Source organism: Sphingopyxis sp. MC1, from assembly GCF_000371385.1.
Taxonomy (GTDB): Bacteria; Pseudomonadota; Alphaproteobacteria; order Sphingomonadales; family Sphingomonadaceae; genus Sphingopyxis; species Sphingopyxis terrae.
In genome coordinates this window covers 38912-57563 of record NZ_AOUN01000008.1, presented here as the reverse complement: position 1 = coordinate 57563, position 18652 = coordinate 38912, and the positions used below count along the sequence as shown (strand labels likewise).

17 protein-coding genes are annotated in these 18652 nt (G+C 65.1%); 11 read left to right on the top strand and 6 right to left on the bottom strand.

Features of this window, described 5'->3' with window-relative positions:
- Positions 1-58: 58 nt before the first annotated feature.
- The 10 genes from EBMC1_RS11315 (at position 59) to EBMC1_RS11270 (ending at position 13406) form a co-directional block, all read left to right on the top strand.
- A complete protein-coding gene (locus EBMC1_RS11315; protein WP_003046498.1) occupies positions 59-1228 on the top strand; it encodes an efflux RND transporter periplasmic adaptor subunit in 1170 nt (389 codons plus the stop codon).
- Positions 1229-1231: 3 nt separating this feature from the next.
- Complete coding sequence (locus tag EBMC1_RS11310; protein WP_003046495.1) at positions 1232-4474, top strand: efflux RND transporter permease subunit; 3243 nt, start codon at positions 1232-1234, stop codon at positions 4472-4474.
- A gap of 12 nt (positions 4475-4486) precedes the next feature.
- Positions 4487-4831 (top strand): DUF190 domain-containing protein, encoded by a 345-nt coding sequence (locus EBMC1_RS11305; protein ID WP_003046493.1) that lies wholly within the window; start codon positions 4487-4489, stop codon positions 4829-4831.
- A gap of 81 nt (positions 4832-4912) precedes the next feature.
- Positions 4913-5383, top strand: a complete 471-nt coding sequence (locus EBMC1_RS11300; RefSeq protein ID WP_003046490.1) for an SRPBCC family protein — start codon at positions 4913-4915, stop codon at positions 5381-5383.
- Positions 5384-5573: 190 nt separating this feature from the next.
- A complete protein-coding gene (locus tag EBMC1_RS11295; RefSeq protein ID WP_003046486.1) occupies positions 5574-8114 on the top strand; it encodes a heavy metal translocating P-type ATPase in 2541 nt (846 codons plus the stop codon).
- A gap of 44 nt (positions 8115-8158) precedes the next feature.
- On the top strand, positions 8159-11338 hold the full coding sequence (locus EBMC1_RS11290; RefSeq protein ID WP_003046483.1) for an efflux RND transporter permease subunit: 3180 nt from the start codon (positions 8159-8161) through the stop codon (positions 11336-11338).
- Between the two features lie 13 nt (positions 11339-11351).
- Positions 11352-11837 (top strand): SRPBCC family protein, encoded by a 486-nt coding sequence (locus EBMC1_RS11285; protein ID WP_003046480.1) that lies wholly within the window; start codon positions 11352-11354, stop codon positions 11835-11837.
- Complete coding sequence (locus EBMC1_RS11280) at positions 11834-12268, top strand: disulfide bond formation protein B (RefSeq protein WP_003046478.1); 435 nt, start codon at positions 11834-11836, stop codon at positions 12266-12268. Before EBMC1_RS11285 ends, EBMC1_RS11280 begins: the two co-directional genes overlap by 4 nt.
- The gene (locus tag EBMC1_RS11275; RefSeq protein ID WP_003046475.1) at positions 12265-12909 is read left to right on the top strand and encodes a DsbA family protein; all 645 of its coding nucleotides are present in this window, start codon (positions 12265-12267) and stop codon (positions 12907-12909) included. The genes EBMC1_RS11280 and EBMC1_RS11275 overlap by 4 nt, the downstream gene beginning before the upstream one ends.
- 191 nt (positions 12910-13100) lie before the next feature.
- Complete coding sequence (locus tag EBMC1_RS11270; RefSeq protein WP_003046472.1) at positions 13101-13406, top strand: hypothetical protein; 306 nt, start codon at positions 13101-13103, stop codon at positions 13404-13406.
- Positions 13407-13433: 27 nt separating this feature from the next.
- Here EBMC1_RS11270 and EBMC1_RS11265 read toward each other — a convergent pair whose 3' ends face one another.
- The 4 genes from EBMC1_RS11265 to EBMC1_RS11250 form a co-directional block, all read right to left on the bottom strand.
- The gene (locus EBMC1_RS11265; protein ID WP_037553277.1) at positions 13434-14093 is read right to left on the bottom strand and encodes a class I SAM-dependent methyltransferase; all 660 of its coding nucleotides are present in this window, start codon (positions 14091-14093) and stop codon (positions 13434-13436) included.
- 47 nt (positions 14094-14140) lie between these two features.
- Complete coding sequence (locus EBMC1_RS17870; RefSeq protein ID WP_161786522.1) at positions 14141-14656, bottom strand: helix-turn-helix transcriptional regulator; 516 nt, start codon at positions 14654-14656, stop codon at positions 14141-14143.
- A gap of 300 nt (positions 14657-14956) precedes the next feature.
- Positions 14957-16903, bottom strand: coding sequence for a cytochrome c/FTR1 family iron permease (locus EBMC1_RS11255; protein ID WP_003046463.1), 1947 nt, complete (start codon positions 16901-16903; stop codon positions 14957-14959).
- A 5-nt stretch (positions 16904-16908) separates the two neighbouring features.
- The gene (locus EBMC1_RS11250) at positions 16909-17550 is read right to left on the bottom strand and encodes a cation transporter (protein WP_003046460.1); all 642 of its coding nucleotides are present in this window, start codon (positions 17548-17550) and stop codon (positions 16909-16911) included.
- Positions 17551-17620: 70 nt separating this feature from the next.
- On the opposite strand from EBMC1_RS11250, the gene EBMC1_RS11245 reads away from it, so the two are divergent.
- Complete coding sequence (locus EBMC1_RS11245; protein WP_003046458.1) at positions 17621-18034, top strand: MerR family transcriptional regulator; 414 nt, start codon at positions 17621-17623, stop codon at positions 18032-18034.
- 35 nt (positions 18035-18069) lie between these two features.
- On the opposite strand, the gene EBMC1_RS18945 is transcribed toward EBMC1_RS11245, so the two are convergent.
- Both EBMC1_RS18945 and EBMC1_RS11240 read right to left on the bottom strand, forming a co-directional pair.
- Positions 18070-18297 (bottom strand): GDCCVxC domain-containing (seleno)protein, encoded by a 228-nt coding sequence (locus tag EBMC1_RS18945; protein ID WP_081611194.1) that lies wholly within the window; start codon positions 18295-18297, stop codon positions 18070-18072.
- Complete coding sequence (locus EBMC1_RS11240) at positions 18290-18547, bottom strand: hypothetical protein (RefSeq protein WP_003046455.1); 258 nt, start codon at positions 18545-18547, stop codon at positions 18290-18292. The genes EBMC1_RS18945 and EBMC1_RS11240 overlap by 8 nt, the downstream gene beginning before the upstream one ends.
- Positions 18548-18652 lie beyond the last annotated feature (105 nt).

Here is an 18652-nt window from a genome sequence, read left to right as displayed (position 1 = left end):
GTCAACAGGGGTGCGCCGCCGGTCGGCGCGCGAACCGCATCAACAGCGGAGATAGAATATGATCACCAAGGACAAGCGTCTCCTCGGCACTGTCGCGGGCGCCATGATACTCGCTGCCGTCACGGGCTTCGGCGTTGCACGCTGCACCGCCGACCCGGCCGCCGCGCCGGCTGCCGAAGGCGAAAAGGAAGCGGCGAGCGAAGCCCTTCCGAGCAGCCTCGCCATCACGCCCGAAGCGATCAAGGCCGCCGAGATCGGCGTCGAGACGATCGGCGCCGGCGGACTCGGTTCGGAAATCATCTCGCAAGCGACCGTTACCGCCGCGCCGAGCGGCGAGGCGATCGTCACCGCCCGCGCGGGCGGCGCGGTCACCCGTCTCTTCAAGCGGCTCGGCGATCCGGTCAGCGCCGGTGAGACGATCGCGATCGTGCAAAGCCGCGACGCCGCCCAGATTGCGGCCGAACGGATTGCCGCCGATGCGCGCTCGACGCTCGCGCAGAAAAATCTCCACCGCGAGAAGACCCTGTTCGACCAGAAGGTGTCGGCGCGCGTCGACTATGAGCAGGCGCAAGCCGAAGCCGCGGCCGCCGCGGCCGAAGCGCAGCGCGCGCGTGCCGCAGCGAGCGCCGCGCAGGTCACGCGCGATGGCAGCAGCGTCATCGTGGCAAGCCCGATCTCGGGACGGATCACGGCCGAGAACGCCAGCCTTGGCGCCTTCGTTCAGCCCGAAACCGAATTGTTCCGCGTTGCCGATCCCAGCAAGGTGCAGATCGAGGCCGCCGTCGGTCCGGCCGATGCCCAGCGGCTCTCGCCCGGAGACCGTGCGATCATCGAACTTCCCGACGGACGGACGATCGATGCCCGCGTGCGCGCCGTCACGCCCGGCCTGTCGGGCGACACGCGCTCGGCAACCGCCGTGCTCGACGTACCCGGGGCGCTCCAGCCGGGCTTGGCGGTCCGGGTGCGGCTGCTTCCGAGCCGCGGCGCCGAAACCGGTGGGCCGGCCCGTATCGTGATCGCGGACGAAGCCCTCCAGACGCTCGAAGGCCGCGACGTGGTGTTCGTCCGCACGAAGGACGGCTTCCGCGCGCAGCAGGTGACCGTCGGCCAGCGCAGCGCGGGCCGTGTCGAAATCCTCGCCGGGCTGAAGCCGGGCCAGATCGTCGCGACCAAGAACGCATTCCTGCTCAAGGCCGAACTCGGCAAGGGCGCGGGCGAGGAGGAATAAACCGTGATCGCGAAACTGATGGCGCTATCCGTCCGCGCGCGCTGGGCGGTACTCTTTCTCTTCCTCGTGATCGCGGGACTCGGCGTATGGCAGCTCACCAAGCTGCCGATCGACGCGGTTCCCGACATCACCAACAAGCAGGTGCAAATCAACACGATCGATCCGCGTCTCTCGCCGGTCGAAATCGAGAAGCTCGTAACCTATCCGATCGAAATCTCGCTCGCCGGCATTCCGGGGCTCGAGACGACACGCTCGATCTCGCGCAACGGCTTCAGCCAGGTGACGGCAATCTTCACCGATGAAACCGACCTCTATTTCGCGCGCCAGCAGGTGGGCGAACGGCTTCTCCAGGCGGGCGAGAATCTTCCCGACGGGGCCCAGCCGCAGATCGGTCCCGTCACGACGGGTCTCGGCGAGGTCGTCATGTACACCGTCGGCTACAAAAATCCCGACGGGAAGGGCGCCAAGAAGGTCGCGGGCCAACCAGGTTGGCAACCCGACGGCAGCTATCTGACCCCCGAGGGCGATATCCTCACCGACGAGATCGCCAAATCGGGCTATCTTCGCACGGTCCAGGACTGGATCGTCAGCCCGCAATTGAAGTCGGTCGGCGGCGTCGCCGGCGTCGACTCGATCGGCGGCTATGCCAAGACCTTCGTGGTCGAACCCGATCCGACCCGCCTCACCAGCTACGGCATTTCCTATAGCGAACTGGGCGAAGCCCTTGAACGCGCCAACCTCGCGGTCGGTGCCAACTACTATAACCGGGCAGGCGAGGCCTATCTCGTGCGCGTCGATGCACGCGTCCGCTCGGTCGACGAAATCCGCAACGCCGTCGTCGCGACGCGCGGCGGCGTGCCCGTGACGGTTGGACAGCTCGCCAATGTGAAGATCGGCGGCGACCTCAGAACCGGTGCGGGCAGCATGAACGGCAAGGAGGCGGTCATCGGGACCGTGCTCATGCTGATCGGGCAGAATAGCCGCACTGTTGCGGAGGATGTTTCGGCGAAGATCGCGCAGGTGTCGAAGACCCTGCCGCCCGGCGTCGAAGTGAAGGTGGTACTCGACCGCGCCAAGCTCGTGAACGCAACCGTCGGCACGGTTGAAAAGAACCTCACCGAAGGCGCGCTGCTCGTAGCGGCCGCGCTCTTCTTCCTGCTCGGCAACTGGCGCGCCGCGATCATCGCGGTGCTCGTCATTCCCTTCTCCTTCCTGATGATGGCGATGGGCATGAACGCCTTCCGGGTCCCCGGTAACCTGATGAGCCTCGGCGCGCTCGACTTCGGTCTGATCGTCGACGGGGCGGTGATCATCATCGAAAACTGCCTCGCCAGACTGGCGCACCGGCAGGAGCATGAAGGGAGATTGCTCAACCTTCGCGAACGTCTCGAGGAGACGATGCGCGCGAGCCAGGAGATGATCAAACCGACCGTCTTCGGCCAGGCGATCATCCTACTGGCCTTCGCGCCGTTGCTGATGTTTACGGGCGTCGAGGGGAAGACCTTCTCGCCGATGGCCATCACCATCATGCTCGCGCTCGTTGCGGCCTTCATTCTCGCGATCACCCTGGTTCCGGCGCTTGTCGCGCTGATGATTCGCGGCAAGGTTGCCGAGAAGGAAGTCTGGGCGATCCGCAAGTCGAAGGAGCGCTACCTGCCCTTGCTCGACAAGGCGCTCGCCAAGCCGTGGGCTTTCATCGCCGGCGGCTTTGCCTTCTTCGTCCTTGCGATCCCGGCGTTCGGACTGCTCGGCTCGGAATTCATTCCGCAGCTCGACGAGAAGAATATGGCGCTTGCCTCGACGCGCGTGCCTTCGGTGAGCCTCGAACAGTCTCTGGTCATGCAGCGCAACGTCGAGACGGCGATCTCGAGCCTGCCCGAAGTCGAGCTGATGTTTTCGAAGACGGGTACGGCCGAGGTGGCGACCGACCCGATGCCGCCGAACATCTCCGACGGTTTCGTGATCCTGAAACCCCAGGATCAGTGGCCGGCAGGTGTCGATTCGAAGGCCGATGTCGTCGAGCGTATCGAGAAAGCCGCTGGCGGCCAGCTCGGCCAGCTTTATGAAGTCAGCCAGCCGATCCAGCTTCGTTTCAACGAACTGATCGCGGGCGTTCGCGGCGACGTGGCCATCAAGCTCTACGGGGACGACCTCGACAAGATGTCGCTCGCGGCGAACGAGATGGTGCGCGTGCTCCAGGGCATACCGGGTGCGGGCAGCGTCAAGGCCGACCAAGTGGGCGGCGCTCCGACGCTCGACGTGAAGCTCGATCGCAATGCGATCGCGCGCTACGGTCTCTCGGTACAGGAGGTTGCCGATACGGTGTCGGCGGCGCTCGGCGGGCGGGAATCCGGCCTGCTCTATGAGGGCGACAGGCGCTTCGACATCACGGTTCGCGTCCCCGACGCGACCCGGGTCAATCTCGACGACATCCGCGCGCTGCCCGTGTTGCTGCCCTCCGAGGGCGGCAATCGCGGACAGATACCGCTCGCCCAGGTGGCGCAGATCCGGCTGACCGAAGGGCTCAACCAGATCAGCCGCGAAAATGGCAAGCGGCGCGTCGTCGTGCAGGTGAACCTCGAAGGCCGCGATGCGGGATCCTTCGTGGCCGAAGCGCAGGCGAAGATCGCCAATGTGAAGCTTCCGGCGGGCTATTACCTCGAATGGGGCGGGCAGTTCGAAAGTCTGCAGGCCGCATCGCAGCGGCTCTCGATCGTGGTGCCGCTCTGCTTCGCGGGCATCTTCATCCTGCTTTACATGGCGCTCGGCACGTTCGGGCGCGCGACCGCCGTGTTCCTCGCCGTGCCGCTTGGGCTCGCGGGCGGGGTGTTCACTCTCGCGCTTACGGGCATCAACTTCTCGGTGTCGGCGGCGGTGGGCTTCATCTGCCTTGCCGGCGTCGCGGTGCTCAACGGTCTCGTCGTCATGACGGCGATCCGCGAACGGCTCGAGAATGATGTCCCGCTCACGGAGGCAATCCGCGAGGGCATGACCGAGAAGATGCGTGCGGTGATCATGACCGGCTTCGTGCCCGCGATCGGCTTCGTGCCGATGGCGATCGCGACCGGCACGGGTGCCGAGGTGCAGAAGCCTCTCGCGACGACCGTCATCGGCGGTCTCATCGCGGCGACCATCCTGACGCTGCTCGTTCTCCCCGCGATCGCAAAAGTCGTCCTCGGGGCGAACTGGCAGCCGAAGTTCCTCAAGCGAAAAGCGGAGTCGGCGGTCCAGCCGGTCACGGAATAGGGAGAGACTGTCATGACAAAAGCATCCAAGCTCTTGCGCATCTACACCGATGAATCCGCCTTCTTCGGTGATCAGCGGGTCTTCGAGTTCATTTCCGAACTCGCTCGCCAGCAAAAGCTGGCAGGCGTTACGGTGCTCGAAGCGGTTCTCGGTTTCGGTCGCTCGGCGCATCTCCACCGCAAGCATGCGCTGGAGAATGACCGGGCGGTCGTGATCGAGATCATCGACGAGGAGCAGCGGCTCCGCGACTTTGCGGCGCAGCTGACCGAAATACCGGACATCGGGCTCATCACGCTCGAAGCGGTCGAAATCCTCGGCGGGAAATCCGCCGCGGAGCCCCCCGATGTTCAGAGCTGACCGGCATCTTGCCGGTCTACACCGCGGCGCAGGTCCCCGGCCTGCGTCGCGGACCAGCTCGTGCGAGCGAGGAGGTCTCCGATGTTCTCGGTAGGCACCTCGCTCCGCTTGCCGGTCCCGATCGGGCGGGTCTGGCGACTGCTCGTCGATATCGAGCGGTACGACGACTGGCATCCGACGCTCCGTTTCACCGATCGTCCGGGAGATGATGAGCGCGTAGGCTATGTCTATTCTCCGCGCGGGAAGCGGGGTCCGGAATTTGCATCCGAGGGGCGGATAACCGGCCTCGACTGGCTGACGGGCTTCTCCTGGCGGACAGGCACGCGCGGGCTGCTCGTCATCGAGGAGAGCTACCGGCTCGAAAAGCTCGGCCAAGGGGTGGAGGTTACCCATCGCCTGGAATGCGCGGGTCTCTTCTCATGGCTCGGCTATCCCATTCTGCGGCGGGTTTGCAGCGTTTTTCTCAAGCGCTCGAACATGGCGCTCGAACAGCAACTCCGTCGCACGACAGTTCAGTCCCGCTACGCGCGGCCAAGCGGGCGCCGCGCATGATCTTGAATTCGAAACCTGGCCGTCGGAGGCCCCTCTCAATCGCCCCCCTCACCACGGGCAGGGATTTCCGGCTGTCAGGGAGGTGCGGGAGCCGGGTCGCATCCCGCAATGGCTCCCGCACCTCATCCTGCCGCGCGTTTAACATGCGCCCGGATCGCATTGCCGACCGCCAACAGAAAAGGATGGCATCATGAGTGACCAGTTGCGGCTCGATATTCCGCTTCTCCTCCCCGAAGTCGCCGATACCGCCGACCGCTGCGTCGCGCGCCTGACGAGCGAACTCGAAGGACGCGAAGGCGTCGACAAGGTCCATGTTGTCCGCTCAAGCGACGGTTCGCCGCCACAGCTCTGCATCCATTACCGTCCGGATATTCTCCCGCTCGAACGCGTGCGGCAGCTCGCGCGCAGCGCCGGTGCCGAGCTCACCGGCCAGTATCAGCATCTCTTCTGGGATGACCTCGAAGGCGTCGGCCACGCCCGTCGCGCGCGGACGATCGGACTGAAGCTTCGCGAAATGCCGGGCGTGATCGAGGCCGAAGTCGGCGCCGCCGGTACGCTGCGCGCCGAGTTCCAGCGCTCGGAGACCTCCATCGAAATGATCAGAAAGACACTCTCGGATATGGGCGTCACTCAGAAATCGACTGCCGTCGCCGCGGCTGCCCCGGCACAAGCCGCCCACCAACATGGCGATGATGGCCATGACCATGGTCCGGATCACGCGCATGGGCCAGATCACAAACATGGCCATACGGGCGAGGATAGCCACGACCATGGCCATGATCATGGCGGCATCTTCGGCGAGCGGACCGAGCTGATCTTCGCGCTGCTGTGCGGTCTCGTCCTCGGCATCGGCTTTGCGATCGAGAAGCTCGCCGCGGCGCCGGAGTGGGTGCCGCTCGCATTCTATATTGCCGCTTATGGCTTCGGTGGCTGGTTCACTGTCCGCGAGGCCATCGAGAATCTGAAGCTCAAGCGCTTCGAGATCGACACGCTGATGCTCGTCGCCGCGGCCGGCGCTGCCGCGCTTGGTGCGTGGGCCGAAGGCGCGCTGCTCCTCTTCCTCTTCAGCCTCGGCCATGCGCTCGAACATTATGCCATGGGCCGCGCCAAGCGCGCAATCGAGGCGCTTGCGGAGCTGGCGCCGCAGACCGCGACGGTGAAGGATGCCGACGGGACGGCTCGCGAAGTCCCGGTCGAGCAGCTGGCGATTGGCGACACCGTCATCGTCAAGCCCAACGAGCGTCTTGCCGCCGACGGCTTCGTCGTCGTTGGCCGCACGGCGATAGATCAGGCTCCGGTGACCGGCGAGAGCGTCCCCGTCGACAAGGAACCGGTGGCCGATCGTGCGCAGGCCGCGGCAAAGCCCGATGCACTCGACGCAAAATATCGCGTCTTCGCGGGCACCATCAACGGCTATGGCGCGATCGAGATCGCGGTAACCCGTCTTGCGGCCGATACCACGCTCGCTAAGGTCGTGAAGATGGTGAGCGAGGCGGAAACGCAGAAATCGCCGACCCAGCGCTTCACCGACAAGTTCGAGCGCATCTTCGTGCCGAGCGTGCTCGCGCTTGTGTTCGTCCTGCTCTTCGCCTGGGTCGTTGTCGACGAGCCGTTCCGCGACAGCTTCTATCGCGCCATGGCGGTCCTTGTCGCGGCAAGCCCGTGCGCGCTCGCGATCGCGACGCCGAGTGCCGTCCTGTCGGGCGTTGCGCGTGCGGCGCGCGGCGGCGTGCTGGTCAAAGGCGGTGGCCCGCTCGAAAATCTCGGCTCGCTGACCGCGCTGGCGTTCGACAAGACGGGAACGCTCACCGAAGGAAAGCCGCGCATCACCGACGTCCTGCCGGCCAGCGGCGTGCCGAAGGAGGAACTGCTGCGGATCGCGGTGGCGGTCGAGCGGCTGAGCGATCATCCGCTTGCCGCTGCCATCGCGCGCGATGGCGAGGCCATGCTGACGTCGACGCGCGTACCGGTGGCGGACGACCTTAACAGCCTGACGGGTCGCGGCGTCACGGCAAAGGTCGAGGGCGAAACCGTCCTGATCGGCAAGGCCGAAATGTTCGGTGCCGACGGCATCGCGCCGATCGGCGGCGAAGTGGCGGCTGCGATCGCCGGCCTCCGCGAGCAGGGCCGCACGACGATGGTCGTTCGTATGGGCGACCGCGATCTTGGCGCGATCGGTCTGATGGACACGCCGCGCGAAGCGGCGCGCACCGCGATCGCCAAACTGCGCGAGCTCGGCATCGGCCGGATGATCATGATTTCGGGCGATCACCAGAAGGTCGCGGAATCGATTGCCGCCGAGGTCGGGATCGACGAGGCCTGGGGCGACCTGATGCCCGATCAGAAGGTCGACGCCATTCGCGACCTCAAGGCGCAGCAGCCGGTCGCCATGGTCGGTGACGGCGTCAATGACGCACCGGCGATGGCGAGCGCCACCGTCGGGATCGCGATGGGCGCCGCGGGGTCCGATGTTGCCCTCGAAACCGCCGACGTCGCGCTGATGGCCGATGACCTCGCTCATCTGCCGTTCGCGATCGGACTTAGCCGCCAGACGCGCCGCATCATCCGCCAGAATCTGGTGGTCAGCCTCGGCGTCGTCGTGGTCCTCGTGCCGGCGACGATCTTCGGACTCGGAATCGGTGCGGCGGTCGCGGCGCACGAAGGCTCGACCCTCGTCGTCGTCGCCAACGCGCTTCGCCTGCTCGCCTATCGCGATCGCAGCATGGGCTGAGGGCGCACAGTCGCGGTGGGATCGAACCGGAAGGGGGAGAGAGGATGAACTTCAAGAATATCTCGGCCTGGTCCATCCGGAACCCGATCCCGCCGCTCGTCATGTTCTTCGGTCTGACGGTGGCGGGCATCGTCTCCTTCCTCATGATGGGGGTCCAGAGCGATCCCGACATCGATTTTCCGGGCGCCATCGTCATCATCGCCCAGCCGGGCGCCGCGCCCACCGAACTCGAAACGCAGGTCACGCAGCGTGTCGAGGCGGCGGTGCGGACGATCGAGGGGATCGACGAGCTCAATTCGACGGTTACCGAAGGCCAGTCGCAGACCTTCGTCCAGTTCGCGATCGGCACGCCGATCGACCGGGCGGTGACTGACATTCGCGACAAGATCACCCAGATCCGCAGCAACCTGCCGAACGGCATCCTCGAACCGCAGGTTATCCGCCTCTCTACCTCGGGCAACACGCTTGCCTATTGGTCGGCTTCGGCCACCGATATGACGCTCGAGGAATTGAGCTGGTATGTCGACAATGTCGTCGCGAAGCGGCTGATCGCGGTCCCCGGCATGGGCGACGCCTATCGCCGGGGCGGCGTCAGCCGCGAAATCCGCGTCATCCTCAACCCCGAACGCATGCGCGCCTACGGCCTTACCGCCGCCGCGGTGAACACCCAGCTCGTCCAGCTCAATGTCAATGCGGCCGGCGGCCGGATGGAGGTCGCGGGCTCCGAGCAGGCGGTGCGTATCCTCGGGAACGCGAGCAGCGCCAACGCGCTCGGCGAGACGCTAATCTCGGTCGGGACGAACCGGACCGTGCGCCTCGCCGATATCGCCGAGGTCAAGGATCTCTACGCCGAGCAGCGCTCGGTCTCGAAGCAGGACGGGCGGCAGGTGCTGACCTTCGGCTTCGAGCGCGCCAAGGGCGCCTCGGATGTGACCGTCTATGACGCTGCGGTCGAGGAGCTGCGAAAACTCGAGAAGGAAAACCCCAAGGTCAAATTCACCGAGCTGTTCAGCGATATCGAATATACCAAAGGCCAATATCATTCGGCGATCAATGCGATGGTCGAGGGCGCGATCCTCGCGGTCGTCGTCGTCTTCCTTTTCTTGCGCGACTGGCGGGCGACGTTGATCTCGGCGCTCGCCATCCCGCTGTCGGCGGTCCCGACCTTCCTGTTCATGGACCTCATGGGCTTCTCGCTCAACATGATGACCTTGCTCGCGCTCAGCCTCGTTGCCGGCGTGCTGGTCGACGATGCGATCGTCGAGATCGAGAATATCGTGCGCCACATGCGGATGGGCAAATCGGCCTATCAGGCCTCGATCGATGCGGCCGACGAGATCGGCCTCGCGGTGCTCGCGACAACCATGACGATCGTCGCGGTGTTCCTGCCGGTCGGGCTGATGCCGGGCGTCGCCGGGCAATATTTCAAGAATTTCGGACTGACGGTCGTGGCCGCGGTGCTGATGAGCCTCGCGGTCGCGCGCATGATCACACCCATGCTCGCCGCCTATTTTCTCTCTGCGCAGGGTCCGCAAAAGCATGGCGAGGGCCCGCTGATCGACACCTATATGCGCATCTTGCGCTGGAGCCTCGACACCAGCGGGGCCGCTGCCGCGCGTGCGCGCGGCGGGCGCTGGAAATGGCTCGGTTACATCAAGGACCATCGCGTCTGGGTGGTCGGCATCGGTGTGCTGGCGCTCTTTGCGACCATTTTCAGCTTCTCGCTGCTCCCGATGACCTTCCAGCCGTCGATCGATTCCGACACGAGCCGCGTGGCCATCCAGCTCGCCCCGGGCGCAACGCTCGAACAGACCGAGGCAGTGGCCGACGAGGTGACCGATCTCATGAAGCGCGACCCGCTCGTCGAATCCGCCCTGTCGCGGATCGATGTCGGCACGGCGACGGTCTATCTGAAATTGCGCAAGGACCGCGAGCTGACCTCGACCGAGTTCGAAAAGGACCGCGCGCCGCGGCTAGCGCAGGTTCCCGATGCCCGAATCAACTTCCAGTCGCAGCATGGCGGCGGCGGCGGCAGCAGCCGCGACATCTCGATCACGCTCGGCAGCGACGACCCGAAGAAGCTCGAAGATGTCGGCAACCGGCTGCTTGCCGAGATGGCCCGCGTGAAGGAAATCCGGTCGCCGCGTGTCGAGGGCAATCTTCAGCGCCCCGAGATCGTCATTCGCCCGCGCTTCGCGCTCGCGGCGCAGCTCGGCGTGACGACGCAGGCGCTCAGCCAGTCGATCCGCGTCGCGACATTGGGCGAGATCGACCAGAATAGCGCGAAATTCTCGCTGTCCGACCGGCAAATCCCCGTTCGCGTCGCGCTTGCGGAAACCGCGCGCGAGCGGCTCGATACGCTGCGCAATATGCCTGTTCCGACCCGGAACGGGGGAACGGTGCCGCTCTCGGTTGTGGCCGAGATCGGCTTCGGCGCCGGCCCGACCCAGATCAATCGGACCAACCAGGTGCGCCAGCTCACCATCGGGGCCGACCTGGCTCCGGGTCTCGTGACCGGTCAGGCGATGGACAAGGTCGAGGCGCTGCCGGCGCTCAAGGCGCTGCCCGCCGGGGTCACGCGGCTGGTACTCGGGAGCGCCAAGTGGCAGGCCGAGATGCTGCGCAACTTCGCGATCGCGGTCGTATCGGGGATTTTTCTCGTGCTCGCTGTGCTGATCCTACTCTATCGCAAGATCATCCCGCCCTTCGTCAACATGGGCTCGCTTCTGCTCGCCCCGCTCGGCGGGGCGGTCGCGTTGCTGCTGACGGGCTATCCGCTCTCGCTTCCCGTGTTCATCGGCGTGCTGATGCTGCTCGGTATCGTCGGCAAGAACAGCATCCTTCTCGTCGACTTCGCGATCGAGGAAATGGCGTCGGGGGTGCCGCGCGACGAGGCGATTGTCGACGCCGGACACAAGCGCGCGCAGCCGATCCTGATGACCACGGTCGCGATGGTCGCGGGCATGATCCCGACCGCGCTGTCGCTCACCGGCGACGGCGCATGGCGCGCGCCGATGGCGGTCACGGTGATCGGCGGGCTCATCCTGTCGACGATGCTGACACTGCTGATCGTGCCGGCGTCCTTCAGCCTCGCGGCGGGCTTCGAACGCCGGATGGTCCCGCGCTTGCGCCGCTGGTTCACGACGGGCGGCGCGCACGCCGACCCATCGCCTGCGGGCGTCACCGACATCGGCGCGGGGCAAAGCCCGGCGGCCGATCGATAGAGGAGTTAAGCTGATGGAGTTCGAGCGGGAGCATGACCTCCCCTATAGTCCGGAGCAGATATGGGCGGTCCTCGGCGATTTCGAGAACCACCGGATCTGGAATCCCTATGTCCGGATCGAGCAGCTTGCCGAGGACCCGATCGCGATCCGCTATTCGATGCGCATGGATCCGCACAAGCCCAAGTTTCTCGAAGTCTCCGCGGCGGTGCTCTCCGCGCGCCCGGGCGAGGAGCTGATACTCGACGTCAAGCCGAGCTTCATCCTCCAGTTCGAGGAGAGTTATATCCTGACGCCGACGGCGAGCGGGACGAAGTTCGTTCACCGCTATCGTTGCCGCGGGCCCTTTGCCTGGCTCCGGCTTCCCGGCATCAAGACCAGCTTCCAGCGAATGATCGCGTCGATCGACGGCATCCTGCTCAGCTACCTCAAGTCCAAATACAGCAAGCCGCCACCGCCGCCGCGACGGCCCAAGTCCAAGTTCAAAGGTGGCCGGCGATGACGAGCTTTCCGCTGCTCGCGCCGCACAAATGGCGTCCGCTCGGCGCGGCCTGGGCAATCGCCCTCCTGTCGAGCCTGGCCGTCCTCTTCGTCGGCGAGGTCATGGGCCAGGCGCCGTGCGACCTCTGCTGGTTCCAGCGTAGCTTCATGTTCCCGCTTGCGATCATTCTCGGCATCGCGGCGTTCAGGTCGGACCGCGCCATCGTTCCTTATGGGCTGGCGCTGGCTGCGGGCGGTGGTCTCGTCGCTTTCTATCATAGCCTGCTCTACGTCGGCGTCATTCCGGCCCCGATCGTCCCCTGCACCGGCGGTCCATCATGCTCGGGAGAGAGCATGGCAATCGGAGGCGTGCCGCTGCCCCTCCCGTCGCTGACCGCGTTCGCGCTCATCCTCACCCTCTTGCTCAACTTCCAAAGGAGACTGAAATCATGAACAAACGCATCGGAGTGGTGGCCACGCTTGTCGTTTCCGCACTCGCTTTCACCGGCGGCGCGATGCTCTACAGCGGAACCGCCGAGGGCGAACCCACGAAGAAGGTCGTGGCGGGGCCCGTCGACAGCCTCATTCGCCCGCATTCGCCGATCATCGGACCGAAAAATGCCCCGGTCACCATCGTCGAATTTTTCGACCCGTCGTGCGAGGCCTGCCGCGCCTTCTATCCCACGGTGAAGGGCATCGTTGCCAAATATCCCAAGGATGTGCGTCTCGTTATGCGCTACCTGCCGCTGCACCCCGGCTCGGCCGAGGCGATCGTGATCCTCGAAGCCGCCCGCGTCCAGGGCAAGCTCGAGCCGGTGACGGCCGCCCTGCTCGAAGCGCAGCCCGAATGGCACGACGGCAAGATGGACGGTGCCTGGGCGGCCGCCGAGAAGGCCGGCCTCAATGTCGCGAAGGCGCGCGCGATGCCGACAACCGATGCGATGGCCTGGATGGAGCAGGACATCGCCGACGCGCGTGCGGTCGGCGTCCGGGGCACGCCGACCTTCTTCGTCAATGGCGAGATGCTCGTCCAGCCGAGCCCCGAACAGGTCGAGGCCCGAGTCCAGGCCGCGGTAGCGGCAAAGGGCAAATGAGGGCCCGCACCCGTCCCGCTTCGTCCACGCGGGACGGGTGCCCACCATGCGGCGCGATACTGTCTCTCCCGCCATCGGCCTGTCGCATGGAGACGCCGGGTCACCGTCCGATCGGCAGCATCGGAGCCAATATTCACAGCGCATTCAAACATGAAGGGGGATTTTGAACGCCACGAAAAGGAGAGACTGACATGCGAAAACTGATGACGATCGCGGCCGCGATGCTCGCCTTCGCGCTCCCCGGAACAGCGCTTGCCCAGCACCATGGCGATCGCGGGGGATATAGCCGCGGACATGACGCGCCACGTGGTCATGACCGCGACTATCGTTCCTCACGCCACGGCGTGCCCAATTATGGCTATGATCGTGGCTATCGTGGCTACGATCCCTACTACCGCGGCCATGATCGCCGCTATGAACGGCGGGACCGCTACGAGCGGCGCTATCAGAAGCGCCGGATGCACCACCATCACCGCGGGCGTCACTGGCGCGGCTAGCCGCGACCGCGCGGGCCGGGCGAGAAACTACCGCTTCGCCCCATAGATTGAAATCGAGCCGGTCGGCGTCGGGATGACTCTCATCTCTTCGACCGCCTCGAAACCCGCGGCTTTAAGGATCACCGGGACGCAGCCCTTAGCGTTGGGTTCGGTATATTCGAACCCGTCGAGCAGCTGGATCTGTCGAAAAAGCATGCGCATCAGCAGCGAGCGCTGCTCGCCATAGTCGGCTATGAAAAGGGTCCCGCCCGGCCTCAGGAGCCTGAACATCTGCGCGGCAATCGCTTCCTTAACGGCCATCGGGCACTGGTGAAGGACCAGGCTCGATACGATCTTGTCGCATTGCCGGAGTGCGTCGATGCCGTCCAGCTCGTCGCCCATAGCCTCGAACCATCGAATCTCGGCATCGGCAACCTCAGCCTTGGCGCGCGCGATTTCCAGCACGGCGGGGTCGGGATCGACCGCCAGAACGATGCTCTCCGGCGCCGCCTGCTTGAGGGCGATCGCAAAGGTTCCCGTGCCGCACCCGATATCGACGATCCGCTCGCCCGGCCGCGGTTCGGCGAAGCGCAGCAAGTCGCTTCGCCATCTTTTCTCTCTGGTCATGAGGGCTATGGCGGCATCGTAGCGGTCGAGCGATCCGCTCTTGCCGAGTGCCGGGACGAAGTCTCTGTGTGCGTCTGACATGATGCGCCTCTACCAGGCGCGATCACGCACCGGCTTGAACGGAGAGGCTATGATTCGATGAAAAGGTCGCTTGCCCGGATACCGAACATCGCCTTGATCGTGCGGGCGAAATGCGCGCTGTCGCTGAACCCTGCCATGTGTGCGGCCTCGGTCGCGCTGCGGCGCATTCCCAATTCGTCGAAGGCGATAATCAACCTTCGCCAGAGCACAAAGCGCTGGAAGGGCATGCCGATCTCGGCGGCAAAGAGATGCCGGAAGCGGCCGAGCGAAAGGCGGCTCTCCTCCGCCACAGCCGCGAGACGGACAGAGCCCATGGGGATCAGGCGGTCAATCGAGGCGGCGGCGCGGGTGATGCGCGGATCGAGCGGGGGTCGGGCGCCTCGCGTGAGCCAGTTTTTCCAGAAGGACCGCTGTCCCGGCAGCGCGACATGAATCGGATCGGAGCAGATCAGCCGGTCTTTCAGATCTACCGGCGGACCGAAGACCACTGTCGGCTCGACGAACCATAATTCAGCCGTGGGCGCGGGGAGCAGCCGGTGCACGGTATCGGGTTCGATGAGCAAGCAACGCCCCGACAGGCGCGCGCCATCAGCATCGACCACGGTAAGCGGCTCGGCACAAAACACTGCCTGCGCCGCAAAATGGCGGTGCGCGGCGGCATCGCCAACCGAACCCGACCAGAGAGCATGATAGTCGCCGAGGCTAAGTCGGCCGTTCCAGTTGGACGTTTCGGGCATCGGGTCGCAATAGCAGGCCTAACTCGTGTGCGTAACGGGCGCCGGGTAAGCACTCTGGCTCGGAGGCTCTTTTCGGAAGCCGTCTTACGGCCAAGGAGGAGTGCGCCGACCCCGTGATGATTCCCCTCATCGACCGGGCGCTGTCTCGATGCGGCGATGTTGCCGACTGTTGTAACGATAGCCGATCCAGAGGATTGCAAGCGCGAGAAGCTGGAGCAACAACGGTTCGAGCGAAGGAAATATCCCCATCGCCGGGAAGCGGGGAAAATGAGCTAGCGGGGTGATGCCGAGGAGGCCGGCTTCCTGTAGCGCGCCCGCGCCCTTGCCGGCCAGGACAACCGCGAGGATAGCGATGAGCGAAGAGCTGTAAGCGAAAAATCTTCCGATCGGCAGGACCCGGCTGTAACGAAGCATGACCCATGCGATTGCTGCCAGGATCACCACTGCGGTTCCGGCTCCGGCGGCGATCGCGCTGCGGCTTCCTTGCGCGGCGAGAGCTGCGAAAAACAGGATGGTCTCAAAGACTTCCCGATAGACCACGAGGAAAGCGAGCCCGAACAGGAACCAGGCCGAGCGACGTGAAAGCGCTTTGCCCATCGCTTCGCGAATATAGCGCTGCCAGCTCTCCGCATGTGACTTTCCGTGCATCCAGATGCCGACCCAGACGAGAACGACTGCGGCGAAAAGCGAGCCAAATCCCTCTGTCAACTCGCGGTTCGCTCCGCTGATCGAGATTGCATAGGTCGCGACTGCCCAGGTTGCGCCGCCGGCTGCCAGGGCTGCGATCCAGCCGCCATGGACATAGGGTAGGACCTCAGGCCGTTCGGCCTTTCGTAAGAAAGCGATCATCGCCACGATGATCAGAAGCGCTTCGAGACCCTCGCGCAGCAAGATGGTAAGCGCCCCGACAAAGGTCGATGCGTCGCTGGCTGCATCGGGAGACAGTGCAGCTTCGGCATCGGCGAAAAGGGTTTCGACTGCGGCGGCTTTACCCGCGACCGCATCGACCGGCACACCTCGCGCGATGGACACGCGATAATCGGACATCGCGGATTCGATTTGCGCCATAAGGGCGGAATCGCGCGTCGTCAGGATCGGCTCAATCGGTTCGAAACCGTCGAGATAGGCGGACAGCGCGAGACGCTCTGCCTCGCTCCGATTTCCCTTGCGGTACGCGGCAAGGCTTTGCGCCAATTTGTCACGGGCAACCGCAAGCGTCGCGGGCGAAGCGGTTGTCAATGCTTGGGGATCTGAGCGCAAATAGGCGGTAAGCGCGTCGGCCTGCTCCGATCCCAGCCCACGACCAAGCACTTCCGGGCTGAGACTCGTGAAGGCTTGCAGGTCGGGGACCAGTTCGCGCGCCGCAGGGGTCTGGTTCCAGACACGCCGGCCGGCTGCGACGTCGCGAAAGGCAAATCCACCGGCATAGGCTGCTACCGCCCAGCGGTCGTCGGAGGGCAAATGGGCAAAACTGGGCATGGACGTGCCTTCGAGCCCCTGTCCTATCACCTGATAGAGCGCGAACAGACTGCGCTTGCGAGCGCGTCCGGCGTCGGTGAAATCGATAGGTGCCGGGTCGAGCCCCTTGGCCTGAGGTCCATTGCCATCGCCGCGCGCGCCGTGACAGCTGGCGCAATTTTCCAGATAGACTTGGGCTCCGCGCCGGGGATCTGGAGCGTTGCGCGGCGCGAGGGGCACAGGGTAGGCGGCGAGGAGGTCCGCCGCGAGTCCGCGCGCCTGGCCAGCCACCTTGCCGGGGTCCGCCTTCGATGCGATCGCCGTCTGGAGTTGTCCCGCTTCACTGACAAGGCGAGCCCGCGCCGGGGATACCGGAAGCGCTTCGATCCCCTTGCGAACGGTGGCGGAAAACTCGGTCATCTCGGCATATTCGACCGTGCTCGTCACCGCGCCATTCGAGACCGCTCCACCATAGTCGACCGCAACATAGTCCAGCAGGCGCCAGATGGTCTGGACTTCGCCGGCATCAGTGCGGGCCTGTGCCGTCGGCACGACGAGGCCGCAGATTGCAGCGAGCGCGATCAGCAGAGAGAGAAAGCGGCGGGCGGGGGGCATTGGCCCTATTGTCCGGGCACAGTCGACAGTTCGCGCAATTCGGTCCGCGCGCTGCGTAGAATCTCATAGGCCGAATGCAGGAAAAGCGTGGCAATGATGGCGGCGACTGCAAGGTCGGGCCAGGCTTGCCCGGTCCATGCGACGAGGCCGGCGGCGATGATCACCGCCACATTGGCGATCGCGTCGTTGCGGCTGAACAGCCACACCGCCCGGACATTGGCGTCGCCTTCGCGGAACCGCGAGAGGACCGCGGCCGAGGTGAGGTTGACGAGGAGGGCGGCGGCGCCGATGCCGCCCATCAGCTCGGCTTCGGGCGGAACCGCGGTCAGGGCACGCCACAGCGCGACGCCGATGACCCCTATGCCAAGCGACAGCAGGAACAGGCCTTGGGTTAAGGCGATACGCGTGCGGGCGAGCGCAGTCCAGCCTATCGCGACGAGGCCGGCCAACGTGATCGTGCCGTCGCCGATAAAGTCGAGCGAGTCGGCTTTCAGCGCCTGGCTGTTGGCGATGAACCCGCCGACGATCTCGATCGCGCCGAAGCCGAGATTGAGAATTACGACGATCCACAAGGCCCTTCGATAGGCGGGATCGCGTTCGGCCCTGACGGTGTCGCCCGTGCAGCCGCAATTGCTGTCGTTGCTCATTCCCCTGTTCTACATTCTACAGTAACTGTAGAAGCAAGCTGAAATCGAAACGAGACTGAGAGGAAGGGAGATGGCGCGCGACACGCGGCTGCCGATCGGCGGCCTGGCGAAACGCACCGGCACCAAGGTAAACACGATCCGCTTCTATGAGGATATCGGATTGCTGCCTTGCGCAGCGCGCACAGCCTCTGGCCGGCGCACCTACGGGGATGAGGATGTCGGGCGCCTCGCATTCATCCGCAATGCCCGCGGCCTCGGCTTTTCGATCGATGAAATCCGGTCGTTGACGGCGCTGGCCTTGGGGCCGGGGCAGGACTGCGCCGAAATCCGCGCAGTTGCGGCGCGTCACCTGCTCGATGTCGATGAAAAGCTGGAACGGATGGCGCGGCTCCGTGCTGAACTTGCCCGTATCGTCCAGCTCTGCGATGGCGGGCCGGTGTCGGATTGCCGGGTCATCGAGGCCATCGCCGCCGGAAATGCCTAGCCGCCGCGCTATCGGGACTGTCGGCGGCTTGCGGCTCAGCCGCAGCAACTGCCCTTGCCGCCGTCAACCTGTATTGGCGGGCAGGGTACCGTGCCATAGGAACAGAAGACACAGCAGTCTCCTGGCAGCGGCTTGAGCAGCGCGCCGCATCCCTTGCAGTCGTAGAAATACTGACACGCATCGGTGGGCATGATTTCGTCGGCGATTTGACCGCAGAGCGGACACGTCAGCGTCGATTGCAGGACCGGCGAGGGATCAAGCATAGCGATAGCCGAGCCAGAGGAGGACGGCGGCGAGGAGCAGTCCGATCAGGGTCACAAAGCGCAGCGACGCGGGCACGCACAGGCCATCGGCGCCGCAGCGCGCCGCGCGCATCTGCTGGCGCGCCAGCAGGACGCCACCGGCGACGAGCGAAATTGCGCCGAATGCGACGAACCAGAGCCGGTAGGGCGCGGCCGGGACCGCTATGCCGACGAGCCAGGCGGACCCGAGCCCCGCCGAGGCCAGCAGCATGGGGAGGGCGCAGCAGGTGGCTGCGAGAAAGCCCGATGCGATCCCGCCAAGCGCCAGCGAAATGGCCCCAAATCCTTTTGGACGCCTTGCATCTCCAGCCAAATT

What these genes read in the sequence shown, in the direction of transcription:
- EBMC1_RS11315 (WP_003046498.1), top strand. Translation starts at nt 59, where the DNA reads ATGATCACCAAGGACAAGCGTCTCCTCGGCACTGTCGCGGGCGCCATG.
- EBMC1_RS11305 (WP_003046493.1), top strand. Translation starts at nt 4,487, where the DNA reads ATGACAAAAGCATCCAAGCTCTTGCGCATCTACACCGATGAATCCGCC.
- EBMC1_RS11300 (WP_003046490.1), top strand. Translation starts at nt 4,913, where the DNA reads ATGTTCTCGGTAGGCACCTCGCTCCGCTTGCCGGTCCCGATCGGGCGG.
- EBMC1_RS11295 (WP_003046486.1), top strand. Translation starts at nt 5,574, where the DNA reads ATGAGTGACCAGTTGCGGCTCGATATTCCGCTTCTCCTCCCCGAAGTC.
- EBMC1_RS11290 (WP_003046483.1), top strand. Translation starts at nt 8,159, where the DNA reads ATGAACTTCAAGAATATCTCGGCCTGGTCCATCCGGAACCCGATCCCG.
- EBMC1_RS11285 (WP_003046480.1), top strand. Translation starts at nt 11,352, where the DNA reads ATGGAGTTCGAGCGGGAGCATGACCTCCCCTATAGTCCGGAGCAGATA.
- EBMC1_RS11280 (WP_003046478.1), top strand. Translation starts at nt 11,834, where the DNA reads ATGACGAGCTTTCCGCTGCTCGCGCCGCACAAATGGCGTCCGCTCGGC.
- EBMC1_RS11275 (WP_003046475.1), top strand. Translation starts at nt 12,265, where the DNA reads ATGAACAAACGCATCGGAGTGGTGGCCACGCTTGTCGTTTCCGCACTC.
- EBMC1_RS11270 (WP_003046472.1), top strand. Translation starts at nt 13,101, where the DNA reads ATGCGAAAACTGATGACGATCGCGGCCGCGATGCTCGCCTTCGCGCTC.
- EBMC1_RS11265 (WP_037553277.1), bottom strand. Translation starts at nt 14,093, where the DNA reads ATGTCAGACGCACACAGAGACTTCGTCCCGGCACTCGGCAAGAGCGGA.
- EBMC1_RS11255 (WP_003046463.1), bottom strand. Translation starts at nt 16,903, where the DNA reads ATGCCCCCCGCCCGCCGCTTTCTCTCTCTGCTGATCGCGCTCGCTGCA.
- EBMC1_RS11250 (WP_003046460.1), bottom strand. Translation starts at nt 17,550, where the DNA reads ATGAGCAACGACAGCAATTGCGGCTGCACGGGCGACACCGTCAGGGCC.
- EBMC1_RS11245 (WP_003046458.1), top strand. Translation starts at nt 17,621, where the DNA reads ATGGCGCGCGACACGCGGCTGCCGATCGGCGGCCTGGCGAAACGCACC.
- EBMC1_RS18945 (WP_081611194.1), bottom strand. Translation starts at nt 18,297, where the DNA reads ATGCTTGATCCCTCGCCGGTCCTGCAATCGACGCTGACGTGTCCGCTC.
- EBMC1_RS11240 (WP_003046455.1), bottom strand. Translation starts at nt 18,547, where the DNA reads ATGCTGCTGGCCTCGGCGGGGCTCGGGTCCGCCTGGCTCGTCGGCATA.